The organism is Hydrogenophaga sp. (assembly GCF_018780075.1).
Classification (GTDB): Bacteria; Pseudomonadota; Gammaproteobacteria; order Burkholderiales; family Burkholderiaceae_C; genus Hydrogenophaga.
In genome coordinates this window covers 38,602-52,828 of the sequence record NZ_JADMKB010000123.1, presented here as the reverse complement: position 1 = coordinate 52,828, position 14,227 = coordinate 38,602, and the positions used below count along the sequence as shown (strand labels likewise).

General features: G+C 70.9%; 12 protein-coding genes and 1 pseudogene. 4 read left to right on the top strand and 9 right to left on the bottom strand.

From position 1 onward, the window contains the following. The first annotated feature begins 10 nt into the window (after positions 1-10). Together IV088_RS20175 and IV088_RS20170 are read left to right on the top strand one after the other, a co-directional pair. Positions 11-1,126, top strand: coding sequence for an ATP-binding protein (locus IV088_RS20175; RefSeq protein WP_291105692.1), 1,116 nt, complete (start codon positions 11-13; stop codon positions 1,124-1,126). Between the two features lie 124 nt (positions 1,127-1,250). Then, positions 1,251-2,345, top strand: a complete 1,095-nt coding sequence (locus IV088_RS20170; protein WP_291105690.1) for a PA0069 family radical SAM protein — start codon at positions 1,251-1,253, stop codon at positions 2,343-2,345. Positions 2,346-2,482: 137 nt separating this feature from the next. On the opposite strand, the gene IV088_RS20165 is transcribed toward IV088_RS20170, so the two are convergent. The 9 genes and pseudogenes from IV088_RS20165 to IV088_RS20125 all read right to left on the bottom strand — a co-directional run bounded on the left by IV088_RS20165 (position 2,483) and on the right by IV088_RS20125 (position 11,641). Beyond that, entirely contained in the window at positions 2,483-3,025 is a 543-nt protein-coding gene (locus IV088_RS20165) for a response regulator (protein WP_291105689.1), read from the bottom strand. A 21-nt stretch (positions 3,026-3,046) separates the two neighbouring features. After that, on the bottom strand, positions 3,047-3,919 hold the full coding sequence (locus IV088_RS20160; RefSeq protein WP_291105687.1) for an HDOD domain-containing protein: 873 nt from the start codon (positions 3,917-3,919) through the stop codon (positions 3,047-3,049). Next, positions 3,916-4,809, bottom strand: coding sequence for a response regulator (locus tag IV088_RS20155; RefSeq protein WP_291105686.1), 894 nt, complete (start codon positions 4,807-4,809; stop codon positions 3,916-3,918). Before IV088_RS20155 ends, IV088_RS20160 begins: the two co-directional genes overlap by 4 nt. Beyond that, the gene (locus IV088_RS20150; protein WP_291105685.1) at positions 4,793-6,952 is read right to left on the bottom strand and encodes a PAS domain-containing protein; all 2,160 of its coding nucleotides are present in this window, start codon (positions 6,950-6,952) and stop codon (positions 4,793-4,795) included. Before IV088_RS20150 ends, IV088_RS20155 begins: the two co-directional genes overlap by 17 nt. A 5-nt stretch (positions 6,953-6,957) precedes the next feature. Continuing rightward, positions 6,958-8,337: an HD domain-containing phosphohydrolase gene (locus IV088_RS20145; protein WP_291105684.1), complete on the bottom strand. Its 1,380-nt coding sequence runs from the start codon at positions 8,335-8,337 to the stop codon at positions 6,958-6,960. Positions 8,338-8,559: 222 nt separating this feature from the next. Beyond that, entirely contained in the window at positions 8,560-8,742 is a 183-nt protein-coding gene (locus IV088_RS20140) for an oxidoreductase-like domain-containing protein (protein WP_291105719.1), read from the bottom strand. Positions 8,743-8,796: 54 nt separating this feature from the next. Then, positions 8,797-9,039 (bottom strand): annotated as a pseudogene (locus IV088_RS20135) (DUF1653 domain-containing protein); the annotation flags it as partial. A 14-nt stretch (positions 9,040-9,053) separates the two neighbouring features. Continuing rightward, a complete protein-coding gene (locus IV088_RS20130) occupies positions 9,054-9,680 on the bottom strand; it encodes a response regulator (RefSeq protein WP_291105683.1) in 627 nt (208 codons plus the stop codon). Next, a complete protein-coding gene (locus tag IV088_RS20125; protein WP_291105682.1) occupies positions 9,677-11,641 on the bottom strand; it encodes an ATP-binding protein in 1,965 nt (654 codons plus the stop codon). The genes IV088_RS20130 and IV088_RS20125 overlap by 4 nt, the downstream gene beginning before the upstream one ends. 21 nt (positions 11,642-11,662) lie before the next feature. On the opposite strand from IV088_RS20125, the gene IV088_RS20120 reads away from it, so the two are divergent. Next, positions 11,663-12,688 carry a DctP family TRAP transporter solute-binding subunit gene (locus IV088_RS20120; protein ID WP_291105681.1) on the top strand — a complete coding sequence of 342 codons (1,026 nt, stop codon included), beginning with the start codon at positions 11,663-11,665 and terminating at the stop codon, positions 12,686-12,688. Between the two features lie 182 nt (positions 12,689-12,870). Next, positions 12,871-14,217: a dicarboxylate/amino acid:cation symporter gene (locus IV088_RS20115; protein WP_291105680.1), complete on the top strand. Its 1,347-nt coding sequence runs from the start codon at positions 12,871-12,873 to the stop codon at positions 14,215-14,217. Positions 14,218-14,227: the final 10 nt, after the last annotated feature.

Sequence of the window (14,227 nt, the reverse complement as noted above, 5' to 3'; positions counted from 1 at the left end):
ATCTTGTCCGATGACACGCCTCACCACGTCCCCGTCGCCCGCGCGAGCGGGCCATGCCCCGGCAGACACGCTGTTCACCCAGGTGCTGGCCCATCTGCCCGAGGGCGTCTGGGTCTGCGATGAGCAGAGCCACACCCTGCACCGCAACCCGGCGGCGATCGCCATCTGGGACGGCGTGCGCAACGCCGACGTGAGCCGCTTTCCCGGGTGCCTGGGCTGGTGGGCCGACACCGGCCGCCCGATCGGCGACGACGAGTGGGGCACCACGCGGGCCCTGAAGGCGGGTGAAGCGGTGATGGACGAGCGGGTGGAGATCGAGACCACGGAGGGCGTGCGCAAGGTGCTGCTCACCTCCTACATCCCCTTGAAGGGCGGTGACGGCGCGCGTCCGGGTTGCCTGGTGCTCATCAAGGACATCACCACGCTGCACCGCACCGAGCAACGCCTGCGCGGCGCCGAGGCCTCCTTGCGCGCGCTGTCGCAGCGGCTGCTGCAGGTGCAGGAGGCCGAGCGCCAGCACATCGCGCAGGAGCTGCACGACGACATCGGCCAGGTGGTCGCGGCGATGCGGCTGCACCTGGCGCACATGGTCGAGGTGGCCGGCGACGGCGCGGTGGCCGGGCTGGCGGGCCGCGTGTTGCAGATGTCGGACCAGCTCGGCGCGCGCGTGCGCCAGATCGGCCGGGGCCTGCGCCCGCTGGAGCTGGACGACTTCGGCGTCCTGGCCGCGCTGCGCAGCCTGGTGGCGTCGCTGGGCCAGTTGCCCACGCTGGTGGTGCGGTTGCAGGCCGAGGGCGGGGCGCTGCGCTACCCGCCCGAGGTGGAGACGGCGGCCTTCCGCATCGTGCAGGAAGCGCTGAGCAACGCCATGCGGCACAGCGCCTGCACGGCCGTGGACATCCGGGTGTCCATGGCGCCTGCCCGCCTGCAGCTCAGCGTCACCGACGACGGCGTCGGCTTCGAACCGGAACGGGCGGTGGTGGCCGCGCTGCGCAATGGGCACATCGGCCTGGCCGGCCTGCAGGAACGCGCGCGCCTGGCGGGCGGTTCGTGCGAGCTGCGTTCCGGGGCCGGGCAGGGCACCACGGTGCACGCGGTGTTTGACACCGGCGCGCTGGCGCCGTGAAGGGCTTTCGGGCCGACGGCCCCAAGCGGTGTCGCGCGGTGCAAGGGATGGTTCCGGCCTGACCAGCGGCCTTGTGCCCGGCTGGGGACAGAACCTATACTGGTGTTTTGTACAGTATTCAAGCATGACCACCGTCCGCATCCCCGTGCAGGCCATCAAGGGCCGTGGCGTGGCCCAACAGACGCCGCACCGCTTCGAGCGCGACACCCGCGCCGCGTTCGACGACGGCTGGGGCACGCTGGACGACGCCGCGGCCGCGGGCGAAGAAGCGCCCGCGCCGGCCACGCAGGTGACGTTGGAAGACGCGAAGAGCGCCATCACCCACAACGACTCGCCCGACATCGGCTTCAACCTCGGCCTGAACCCTTACAGGGGTTGCGAGCACGGCTGCGTGTACTGCTACGCCCGGCCCACGCACAGCTACCTCAACCTCTCGCCGGGGCTCGACTTCGAAACCCGGCTGGTGGCCAAGCGCAACATCGCCGAGGTGCTGCGCGCCGAGCTGCTGCGGCCGGCCTACGCGCCCGACCTGCTGGCCATCGGCACCGTGACCGACGCCTACCAGCCCATCGAACGCGGGCTGAGGCTGACCCGCCAGGTGCTGGAGCTGCTGCACACCGCGCACCACCCGCTGGCCATGGTGACCAAGGGCAGCGGCGTGGAGCGCGACATCGACCTGCTCGCGCCCATGGGACGGCAGCGGCTGGCGGCGGTGTACGTGACCATCACCACGCTCGATCCGGCGCTCGCCCGCATCCTGGAGCCGCGCGCCGCGGCGCCCCACCGGCGGCTGAGCACCATCCGCACCCTGGCCGAGGCGGGCGTGCCCACGGGCGTGAGCGTGTCGCCGCAGATCCCGTTCATCAACGACGACATGGAGCAGGTGCTGGAAGCGGCCTTTGAGGCGGGAGCACGGCGCGCGTTCTACCAGGTGCTGCGCCTGCCCTGGGAGCTCTCACCGATGTTCCGCCAGTGGCTGGAACAGCATTACCCCGACCGCGCCGCGCGGGTGATGGCGCGCGTGCAGGACATGCGCGGCGGCAAGGACTACGACGCCGACTTCGCCACCCGCATGAAAGGCCAGGGCATCTGGGCCGACCTGCTGCGCCAGCGCTTCGTGAAGACCTGCGACCGCCTCGGTTTCAACCGCACGCGCGAGCCGCTGGACACCACGCAATTCCGCCCGGCCGCGCTGCGCGGGCAAGGCGATTTGTTCTGAACCGCCGTCCATGCGGCCGGTGTGTCACACCGGCCGCATGGAGTGGCGCATCCCAGGGCACCGCCGGGCCGGCTTTGCCGGACGGCCAGTGCCGCCCCCCTTTGGGGGGTCGCGCGCAGCGCGGCAGGGGGGCTTCTCTATCTCATGATCACGCAACCGTCCTCGTCCCACTCGACCCGGGTGATGCCCGGCTCCAGGGCTTCGAGCTTGCGCCGCTCCAGCGCTTCGGCGCTGACCTGGCCCTGGCTGGCCGCCCACGCCATGGCCTGGTCCTGCTGGGACCGCTGCGCCACGCTGGCGGCGAGGGCCGCCGTGACGTGGCGCACCAGTTCGTCGGTGTCCCAGGGTTTGGTGAGGTAGCGGTAGAGGCCAAACTGGTTCACGGCGTCCTGCGCGGTGCTGAAGTCCGCCGTGCCCGTCAGGATCATGCGCAGGCACCCGGGCTGGATGTCCGCGGCCATGGCCAGCAGCTCCATGCCCCCCATGTGCGGCATGCGCAGGTCGCTGACGATGACGTCAAACCGCTGGGCCAGCAGTTCCTCGATGGCGTCCGTGCCGCTGCTGCAGGTCACAATCTTCACCTGGTTCCCCAGGGGCGCGCGCAGCGCCCGGTGCAGGGAGCGCACGATGGAGGCCTCGTCGTCGACAAGAAGGATGCTGCCTTGCAGGGGATGGTTCATGGGTCGCTCCAATCAGAAAACTCATGCGCAGGCCAAGGCCTGCAACTCCGCGCTGACGCGCTCCGTCAGATCCCGTAGGCGCTGCTCGCTGGTGCCCAGCACGGACCACCGCGGGTCCGCCCACAGGGACTGAAGGTCGGCCGGGGGCGCTTCCAGGCCGTGGGCCATGTGGTCGGCCAGGTGCACCAGCTGGGTGAGGCTCAGCCGCTGCCCGGCGGCCATGGGCGCCGGCGCATGGTGACCGGCGATCGCCTCGGCGAGGCTGGCGGGGAAGTTCCACTGCCGGGCCACCGCGGCGCCGACCTCGGGGTGCGACACGCCGAACACGCGGTGCTCCGCCTCGTGCATGGCCACCCCTTCCGAGCGGCAGATCCGCAGCGCCTGCGCTTCCTGCTCCGGGCTGGTCATGGCCAGCACCAGCTTGCCCACGTCGTGCAGCAGGCCCAGCAAAAAGGCCTCGCCGGTGTCCAGTGACGCAACCTTGGCCAGCTCCCGGGCCACGAGGGCTGTGCACAGCGTGTGCTGCCAGTGGGTGTCGAAGCAGAAGCCCTCGCAGCGCAAGGCGCCCAGCGTGGCCCGCAGCGACACGACGGCCAGTGTGCTCGCGACGGTGCGCAGGCCCAGCATCTGCACGGCGTCGCCGATGCGCGAGACCTGGCCCGGCGCGCCGTAGAACGCGGAATTGGCCAGGCGCAGCACGCGCACCGTCAGGGCCTGGTCGCGTTCGATGGCTTCGATGCAGGCCGACGCGGGCGCGTCGTCTTCGCTCAGGACCTTCACCGCGGCCATGAAGGCGCTGGGCAGCGATGGCAGCTCACCGATGCACCGCGCCCAGCTGGCGGGTTTCAGTACGGCGACCGGGGCGACCGGGGCGTCCAGGGTGACGGTGCTCACGCCAGGCTCCCTGAGTCCACCGCGGGGGCCCCTGTCTGCCGTTGCACCAGCACCAGCCGACCCAGGGGGTGCCGCTGCCCGGGCATGGAGCGCAGCCAGACCCTGGCGGTGTGCCCGTCGATGGCGGTGCGGAGACCGTCGTTGTCGTCGCCGGCCGCGGACGATGCCAGCGCGGACAGCACCCGCTGCATCGAGGGCAGGGGCTCGCCCCCCAGCGCGGACGACCAGTGCGGCCACTGGTGCACCGCCAGGCGGTTGACGTAGGCCAGCATGCCGTCGTCGCCGATGCCGAACACCGCCATGGGCAAGGCGTCCAGCGCGTCCCGGGAGGCCCCGGCCGCGTTCTGCATGGCGCGTCGCAGCTCGATCTCGTCGCACACCAGGCGTTCGAGGCGCTGGTTGGCGAGGGCCAGTTCGCGGTTGGACGCCTGCACCGCCTCGCCCAGGCGGCGGTTCTCCGCCGCGAGCGCGCTCTGTTCAAAGGCCTGCGCCACGTGGGTGCGCAGGAGATCGTCGTCCCACGGTTTGGTGAGGAACTTGTACACGGCGCCTTCGTTGACCGCCTCGATGATCGATTCCAGGTCGGTGTAGCCGGACAAGGTGATGCGCACGGTGTGGGGGTGCCGGCGCCGGGCCTCGCGCATGAACTCGATGCCGGTCATGCCGGGCATGCGCTGGTCCGAGAGGATCACGTCCACCGGTTGCAGGGCCAGCAAACCCAGCGCCTCGGCGCCGCTGGTGGCGCTGAGGACGTGGTACCCGTCGCGGCGAAACAGGCGCCTGAGCGACGACAGGATGGCCGCTTCGTCGTCCACCAGCAGCAGCGTGCGCGGGCGGGTGGACCCCGCCGGGCCGCTTGCGGTCGGGGCGTGCTCAGGTGGCGTGTTCATGGGCGTGTGTCCACAACGGTGGCTTGGCGTCCTTGGCCAGCGACTGGGGCCCGTCGACCGGGAGCCAGACGCGGATGGCGCTGCCCCGGCCCACGGCCGAGTGCACCTGGATCGTGCCGCCGTGTTTCTGGACGATGGAGAACGACAGGGACATGCCCAGCCCCGTGCCCTTGCCCACGTCCTTGGTGGTGAAGAAGGGTTCGAAGATCCGGCGCTGGACCTCGGCGCTCATGCCGCAGCCCGTGTCTTCCACCTGCACCCAGGCCCAGCCCTGCTCGACACCGGACAGCAGGGTGATGGTGCCCTTCTCGGCGATCGCGTGCGCCGCGTTGACGATGAGGTTCATGAACACCTGGTTGAGCTGCGCGAGCAGGCAGGTGACCGGCGGCAGCGGCGCGAGCTGCTTGACCACGTCGGCCTTGTACTTCACCTCGTGGCGCACGACGTTGAGCGTGGACTCCAGTCCCGCGTTGAGATCGGCCTCGGCCCAGTCGGAGTGATCGACGCGCGAGAAGTCCTTGAGGTCCTGCACGATCTTCTTGACCCGGCCCAGGCCGTCGGCGCATTCGTCCAGCAGCATGGGCAAGTCTTCGCGCAGGAACTCGATCTCGATGTCCTCGCGCTTCTTCGCCAGGGCGCCGAGCGTGGCCGCGTCGCCGGGTGCGGCCAGGGCGGCGTCGCAGGCCTCGCTCAGGCCGAGCAGGCCGCTGACGTACAGGCGCAGGGTGTTGAGGTTGGAGCTGACGAAGCCGATCGGGTTGTTGATCTCGTGCGCCACGCCCGCGGCGAGCTGGCCGATCGACGCCATCTTGTCCTGCTGAAGCAGCTGGTTCTGGGCCTCTTCCAGCTGGCGGTTCATCGCATGGAGGTCCGTGACCCGCGCCTGCAGCTGGGCCTGTGCGTCCCGGATGTCCGAGCGGTCCTGCATCATCCACCAGGTGCCCTGGGCCGTGTCGCAGGTGTCCGCGACGTGGGCGTCGATCTGCGCCCAGATCGGGTGACCGTCGGCGTGGCGCAGCCACATCTCGCTGTGGATCGGCTCGCCCTGCGACAGCAGGGGGCCGGCGTAGCGGCCGAAGGCGGCGTAGTCCGCGTCGGACAGGTAGACCGCACGCCCCGGCAGGCCGATCATGTCGCCCCCGATGTAGCCGAGCATGTCGGCCATCGCGGGGTTGACCCGCTGGATGATGCCGCCGCTGGTGTAGGCCACACCGATCGGCGAGTTGACGATGAACATCTCCAGGTTGCGCGCGGTCGTGGCCAGCTCCGCCGAGCGTTGCCGGACGAGTTCTTCCAGCTCGTTGCGGTGCCGCAGCAGGGCGTCTTCCGAGGTGCGGCGGGCGGTCACGTCCTGCAGGGTTTCGATGGCGCCGATCACCTGGCCCTGCGCGTCGTACAGCGGTGCGGCGGTGAAGAACAGCCATTTGCCCGATGGGCCGAACTGGGGGAAAAAGGACTCGACCTCGACCCCTCCCGGGGTGGTGGACGACAGGGTCATCTGGCCGCCGTAGAACGACCGCAGCGTGGCCTCATCCACCCCGTCGACGATCATTTCCGCGAGCAGGGGGCGCTTCTTGGGGTAGAACGCCTTCCAGCCGTCGCGGGAGCCGAGCACCTCGCCGCGCGGGATGCCCGTCATGCGCTCGCAGGCCGTGTTCCAGTGCGTCACCCGGTGCTGCTTGTCGATCACCAGCGAGGGCACCGAGGCCCCGTCGATGATCTGCGACAGCATCTTGGTCATCTTCAGCAGGCTGCTCTGCACGTGCATCACGTCGCTGAGATCGACACAGGTCACCATCACCTGGGCCTGGTCGTCGAAGCAGACCCGGCGCGCGTGGATCTCCACCGGGCGCAGCCCACCGTCCAGGGTCACGATCGAGGCCGACACCACCGGGGGCTGCTCACCGTGTTCCGCGCAGTTCTGCAGCGCCGAACGCAGCGGGGGGCGCGAGTCCACGTCCACCAGGTCGAGCAACGACAGGCCCGCCAGCTCGGTGGGGCCGCGCGAGCTCAGGCGGCACAGCGCGTCGTTGGCGCACAGGATGCGGTCCGCGTCCAGCAGGGCCGAGGGCACGGCCACCGCCTGCACGATGTCGCGCGCGATGCTGGCGCCGGACGTGTGGGGTTCAGGGGCTTCGGTCATGTGACTCACCCTCTGGGCGATTCGGTGGGCTTGATGGCGGTCGGGAGGGAGGCGCTTTGCACCCACAGGCTGAGCCGGATGCCCTCGCGCGAGGCAAAGGCCGTGACCTGTTTGACCACGCGCTCGTCGAACACGTAGCCCGCCGCCAGCAGCGTGGCCCCTTTGGCCGACAACACCGCGCGGGCCAGCACCATGCCGGGGCGCAGCTCGTGCGCCGCGATCTGCACGTCGTTCTTCGCGGCGGCGGCCAGGTCGTCGGCGACCTGGAGCAAGGTCGCGACCACGGCCTGGTCGTAGTGCGTGCCCGCGCCGCCCTTGAGCATGCCGTGGGCGCGGTCCATCGAGAGCTTGAGTTCCCCCATGGTGCCGTGGATCATCTCGTCCACGTCGCTGGCCGCGGCCACGATGCGCGCGCCCATGGTGATCTCGGCGCCCGACAGCCCGTCGGGAAAGCCCTTGCCGTCGATCCGCTCGTGGTGCTGGCGCACGATCTTCGCCACCCCTTGCAGCTGGGTCAGCGCCATCAGGGCGGTTTCGCCTTCGATGGTGTGGCGCCGGTAACGCTGGCGTTCGTCCGCGTTGTAGGTCGACACCGCCTTGCCCAGCATGGTGTCGGGAAACCCGATGGTGCCGATGTCGTGCACCAGCGCGGCCAGGGTGACGTCGCGCACCTCGCGGTCGGACAGGCCCAGGCGTTTGGCGGTCTCGCGGCTCAGGTCGGCCACGCGTCGCGCGTGACCCGGGTGGCTGCCCCGCATTTCCATCAGGCTGGAGAACACGTTCACCGCGAGCACGAAGGTGTTGTCCAGGTCTTCGTAGGCCGCGTCCAGCATGCCGTTGATCTGCTCCAGCTCGGCGGTGCGGGCCACCACCCGGGATTCGAGGGTCTGGTTCGCGTGCTGCAGCTGTTCGTTCTGGCGCTGGGTCAGCTCGGTCAGCTCGGCGTTCTGCTGTTCCAGGCGGCGCCGGGCCAGCGCTTCGCGCACCACCAGCACCAGCTCGTTGTCGTCCCAGGGCTTGGCGATGTAGCGGTGGATGGCGCCCTGGTTGATGGCGGCGATGGTGGACGCCATGTCGGCGTAGCCGGTCAGCAGCACGCGCACGATGCGCTCGTCGTGGAGCTTGACCAGTTCGAGGAAGCGCGCGCCGTCCATCTCGGGCATGCGCATGTCCGAGATGACCAGGTCCACCCGGTGGGATTTCAGCAGCTGCAGGCCCTCGGCGGCGCTGCTGGCCTGCAGGGTGCGGATGCCCTGCGTGCGGAACACGCGGCGCAAGGCGCTGAGGACCGACGGCTCGTCGTCGACGGTCAGCACCGTCGGCAGGTCGGAGGGGCCGCCGATCACCTCGGGAGAAAGCGGCTCTGGGAGCTCGATGGTGGACATGGCGTCAGGGAACCTGGAAGTGGTCAGCCTGTTTCGACACGCCAGCGCCGCACTTGAGCGCGCCCCCACAGAGCCCCCGCTTTGCCCATGGACATTCCGCCCGGCAACGCCGCTTTTTCCGGTGCATTGGAAGGCCCAGGGCACCGCCGGGCCGGCTCCGCCGGACGGCCCGTGCCGCCCCCTGGAGGGGGTCGCGCGCAGCGCGGCGGGGGGGGAGACCGGTCAGCCGAGCAGCGCGAGGGCGTCCACCCGCCAGTGGTGCAACGCCTCGTAAAACCCCTCCCACACGCAGCCGTTGCAGCCGCGCCCGCAGCAGGCCGTGGGCTCGGGTGGGGGCGGGCGCAGGGCGGTGTCGAGCTGAAGCTGCCGCTCCCGCCGCGCGCGGCCGCGCAGGTGGGCGATCAGCGCGTGCGCGGTGGCCAGGTCGCCCAGCGGCACCCGCGCGGGGTCGTGCGGGGCGAAGCGGGGCTGTGCTGTGCCGTCGAACCGGCCGTGTTCGGCGAACATGGCCGCGGGGCGCACCCACTGGCCCCCGGTCTTCAGTCCCTCGCCGTAGAGCGCGCGGTACAGCGTCATGCCTTGCAGGGTTTCGCTGCAGCGCACGGTGTCGATCACCTCGTACCAGCCGCCTTTGTAGTGGCGGTAGAGGCCGGGCGGTGTGGCGTTCAGCAGGGGCAGGTCGTGGTCGGTGGGGGAGGTCATGAACGGCAAAGGGGTCAGTCGCTGGCGCCGGCGATCAGCCGGCCCATGCGGTGGGCGAGTTCCACCGCCGACTGCACCTTGAGCTTCTCGAAGATGTTGGCGCGGTGGAACTCCACCGTGCGCTGGGCGATGCCCAGGTGGTCGGCGATGTTCTTGTTGTAGTGGCCCTGCAGCAGCTCGTCGAGCACCTCGCGCTCGCGCGCGCTGAGCGCGGCGAGCGCCTGCTGGAAGCGCAGCTTCTCCTGCGAGGCGGTGTGCAGCGTCACGGCGGCCTGGCGCGCCGCCTCCACCTTGTCCACCAGCAGGTTGTTCTGGAACGGTTTTTCGAGGAAGTCCCAGGCCCCGTTCTTCACCGCCGCCACCGCCATGCTCACGTCGCCGTGGCCGGTGAGGAACAGCACCGGCCACGGCCAGTGCTGCGCCTTGAGCTGCTCGAAGGTGGCCAGGCCCGACAGCGGCTCCATGCGGATGTCGAGCAGCACCACGCAGCAGGCGTTGGGCACCTCGCCACCGCGCACCGCCTGCAGGAACAGGTCGCCGCCCGCCCAGCTTCGCGTGGGCAGGCCACGCGAGTCGAGCAGCCAGGCCAGCCCGTCGCGGAAGTCGGTGTCGTCGTCAACGATGTGGACGGTGGGGTTCATGTCAGCGGTAACCAGAGGGTGAATTTTGCGCCCAGCAGGTCGGGGCTGTCCGCCAGCTCGATGCGGCCGTGGTGCGCTTCGGCGATGGAGCGGCAGATCGCCAGCCCCATGCCCATGCCGCCAGGTTTGTGGCTGGAGAAGGCGTCGAAGACCGTGGCCCGTTGCTCCGGGGGCACGCCCGGCCCGCTGTCGGCCACGCACACGCCGATCTGCCGCTCCCCCGGCACCAGGCTCACGCGCACCCGCGCCGGCGTGCGCCCGCTGCGCGGCGCCCACTCGCCCGCGTTGAGCACCAGGTTGTGCAGCGCGTTCTCCAGCAGCAGCGCGTCGGCCGGCACGGTGGGGCCGTCGCCCGCGGCCAGGCTCAGCTCCAGCGCCACGCCCTCGGGCAGCGGCACGCTGTGGGCCACGCGCGCCACAAAAGGCGCCAGCGCCATCGGCAGGCGCGTCATGTCCTGCCGGCGCGCGAACGCGTTGATGCGCTGGATCACACGGCCCGCCTTGTCGGCCATGCGCTCCATGCGCTCGACCACCGGCACGATCTCGTCCAGCGTGATGCGCCGCTCGCGCACGCGGTTGAGCAGGCCGGTGGCGAAGCCGCTGAGCGCGCCCAGCGGCTGGTTGAGTTCGTGCGCCAGCGTGGACGCGACCTCGCCCATGGCGACCAGCCGGCCCGAGGCTTCGAGCAGCTCCTGCTGCCGCGCGGCCAGGCGCTCGACGCGCTGGCGCTCGGTCACGTCCAGCACCGAGCCGACCCAGCCCACCACCTCGCCGCTGGCCAGCGTGAGCGGGGCGCTGTGGGCCAGCACGTCGATCGCCGTGCCGTCGCGGTGGCGCAGCCGCTGCGCCACGCCGGCCTGCTGCGTGGCGGGGTCGCTGGCGGCGGTTTGCAGCTGCGCGAACTCGTCGCCCTGCGCTTCGGGCCAGTACGGCGGCGGGCCGCTGTGGGTGATCAGCTCCGCGGGCGCCCAGCCCACCAGCCGCGCGAACGCGGGGTTGGCGTAGAGCAGGCGACCGCGGGTGTCCCAGGCGCGCAGGCCGAGCGTGACCGAGCGTTCCATGGCGGTGCGCAGGGCCAGCTGGGTCTGCAGCCGCGCCTCGGCGCGCTGGCGGCGCGCGGCGTCGCGCCACAGGGCGAGCAGCGCCAGCAGCATGCCCGCCAGGCAGAGCATGGCCACGGCGAAGAAGGCGCGGGGCGCGAACGGGGCGCCGTCGCCGCTGGTGCTCACCTGCAGGCGCAGCTGGGCGCCCGCGAGGTTGATGGGGGCGATGTAGCCGCGGTGGGTGTTGCTGCCGGGCTCGGCGCCGCCGTCGGCGAGGGCCAGCGCGTGGTCCTGCAGGAACCAGGCGGGGATGAAGCCGGCGAGCAGGCGCTCCACGGGCACGGCGGCCACGTGGTCGCCCACGAAGCGGCCCTGTTCGAAGTGCGGCACGGCGAGCCAGAGCAGCGCTTCGCCGCCCGCCGACACCAGCGGGCCGGCGTAGGCCGGGCGCTGCAGGCCGCGCGTGGTGTCGAGCAGGGTGCTCAGCGCCTCGGCGTGGGCGGGCTGCTGCGCCGCCGCCTGCAGGTAGGCGGGCCAGGGGCGGCGGTCGCCGGGGGCGGCCGCGGGCACCCAGCCGTGAAAGGCCAGCAGCTCGGGGCTGCGCCACCAGGGGCCGCTGGGCGGGGCCGTGGCCCGCGGCCCGGCGGGCTGCGCCTGCAGGGCGAGCGCGGCGAGGTCGCCTTCGAGCCGCCGGAAATGGAAGCGCAGGGTCTGGTCCAGCCACTCGGCGTCGGCGGTGCGGCGGCGGTCGGCCTCGCGCGCCTCCTCGGCGCGCAGGAACAGCCACATCGCCACCGCCGAGGCCGCCACCAGCAGCAGCAGCGCACCCAGCCAGGTCATGGCGCGGCGCGTCAGGGCCGCGGCCTGGCGCGTGTCCAGGTCCAGCGTGTCGAAATCCAGCGGGGTGTCGGTTGCCATGGCCTCGTTAGCATAGCGAGCATGTCCGCCCCGCCCGTTCCCCGTTCCCCGCGCATCCTGCGCCGTGCGGTGCTGGGGGCGGCCTGTGCGCTGGCGGGCGGCTGGGCGGGGGCGGCGCGGCCCGCGGTGCTGCTGCGTTTCTCGCACGTGGTGGCGCCCGACACGCCCAAGGGCCAGATGGCGCTGCGCTTCCAGTCGCTGGTGCACGCGCGCGCGGGCGGTCGCATCCGGGTGGAGGTGCACCCCGCCTCGCAGCTCTGGGGCGATGACGACGAGATGGAGGCGCTGCGCCTGGGCGCGGTGGAGATGCTGGCGCCCTCGCTCTCGAAGTTCGGCATGGCCGGCGTGCCCGAGTTCGAGGTGTTCGACCTGCCCTACCTGTTCGCCGATCTGGCGCAGGTGCGCCGCGTGACGCAGGGCGAGGTGGGGCGCGGACTGCTGCAGCGCCTCGGCCGCCAGCAGATGCTGGGCCTGGGTTTTCTAGACAACGGTTTCAAGCAGATGAGCGCCGCGCGCCCCCTGCGCACACCCACCGACTACCGGGGCCTGCGCGTGCGCGTGCAGGCCTCGCGCGTGCTGGGCGAGCAGGTGCGCGCGCTCGGCGCGCAGCCGGTGGTGCTGCCGTTCGGCGAGACGCAGCGTGCGCTGGCCAGCGGCGTGGTGGACGCGGCGGAGAACCCGCTCTCCAACTTCCTCACCCAGGGGCTGGCCGCGTTGCAGCCGCACCTGACGCTCACGCAGCACGGTTACCTGGGCTACGCGGTGGTGAGCCACCCGCGCTTCTGGGCCAGCCTGCCGTCGGCCGACCGCGAACTGCTCAGCGAGGCGCTGGCCGAGGCGCTGGCGCACGGCAACCGCCTCGCCGCCGAACTGGACGCACAGGCCCTGGCCACGCTGCGGCGCACGCCCGGGCTGCAGGTGCACGGGTTGACGCCGGCCGAGCGCAGCGCGCTGCGCCGCCACCTGCAGACCGTGTACGACGGCTTCCAGCGCAGCCTGGGATCGGCGCTGCTGAAGGACGTGCAACAGGCGCTGGACCAGCGCTGAAACAGCCCTTGAAACCGGGCGCTGCGGGGCGTACGTAGTTCTACGACTGTTGAACGCCACAGTTGGCGCGGCCCGGGCCGCTGCGTATCGTCCAGCCTGTCCCGAACACCGGGCACCTGCAGGCGCCGGCGGCCGACACCCCCGGCGCCCCGCCTCTCACAAGTTCAGCTGGAGACACAACCATGGCCACGAGCACCGCGCGCAAGCCGCTCTACAAATCCCTCTACGTCCAGGTCCTGTTCGCCGTCACCGTCGGCGTGCTGCTGGGCCACTTCTACCCCGCGCTCGGGGAGCAGATGAAGCCGCTGGGCGATGCCTTCATCAAGCTGATCAAGATGATCATCGCGCCCATCATCTTCTGCACCGTGGTGGTGGGCATCGCCGGCATGGAAGACATGAAGAAGGTCGGCAAGACCGGTGGCCTGGCGCTGCTGTATTTTGAGGTGGTGTCGTCGCTGGCGCTGGTCATCGGCCTGCTGGTGGTCAACTTCATCCAGCCCGGCTCGGGCATGCACGTGGACGCCTCCACGCTCGACACCAAGGCCATCGCCGCCTACACCGAGCCCGGCAAGATGAAGGGCACGGTCGATTTCCTGCTGGGCGTGATCCCCACCTCGGTGGTGGACGCGTTCGCCAAGGGCGACATCCTGCAGGTGCTGCTGTTCTCGGTGCTGTTCGGCTTCGCGCTGCATAAGTTCGGCGGCCGCGGCACCCTGGTGTTCGACTTCATCGAGAAGTCGTCGCACGTGCTGTTCGACATCGTCGGCATCATCATGAAGGTGGCCCCCATCGGCGCGTTTGGCGCCATGGCCTTCACCATCGGCAAGTACGGCATCGACTCGCTGTTCTCGCTCGGCAAGCTCATGGGCACCTTCTACCTGACCTGCCTGATCTTCGTGTTCGTGGTGCTGGGCCTCATCAGCCGCCTGCACGGTTTTTCCATCGTGAAGTTCGTCCGCTACATCAAGGAAGAGCTGCTGATCGTGCTGGGCACCTCGTCCAGCGAATCGGTGCTGCCGCGCATGATGGAGAAGATGGAGAACCTGGGCGCCAAGAAGTCGGTGGTCGGCCTGGTGATCCCCACCGGTTATTCGTTCAACCTCGACGGCACCTCGATCTACCTGACCATGGCCGCCGTGTTCATCGCCCAGGCGACCGACACGCCCATGACGCTGACGCAGCAGCTGACCCTGCTCGCCGTGCTGCTGCTCACCTCCAAGGGCGCGGCCGGCATCACCGGCAGCGGCTTCATCGTGCTGGCGGCCACGCTGTCGGCGGTGGGCGGCGTTCCGGTGGCCGGCCTGGCGCTGATCCTGGGCATCGACCGCTTCATGAGCGAAGCCCGCGCCCTCACCAACCTGGTGGGCAACGGCGTGGCGACGCTGGTGGTGGCCAAGTGGACCGGCGACCTCGACATGCAGCGCCTGCAGCAGGGGCTGGACAACCCGACCGCGCAAGAGGCCGACGAACCCGAAGAGATCCTCGACCAACAGGTGGCGCACATGGCGGTGGCCAGCGCCAAGCCCTGAACGACGCTCA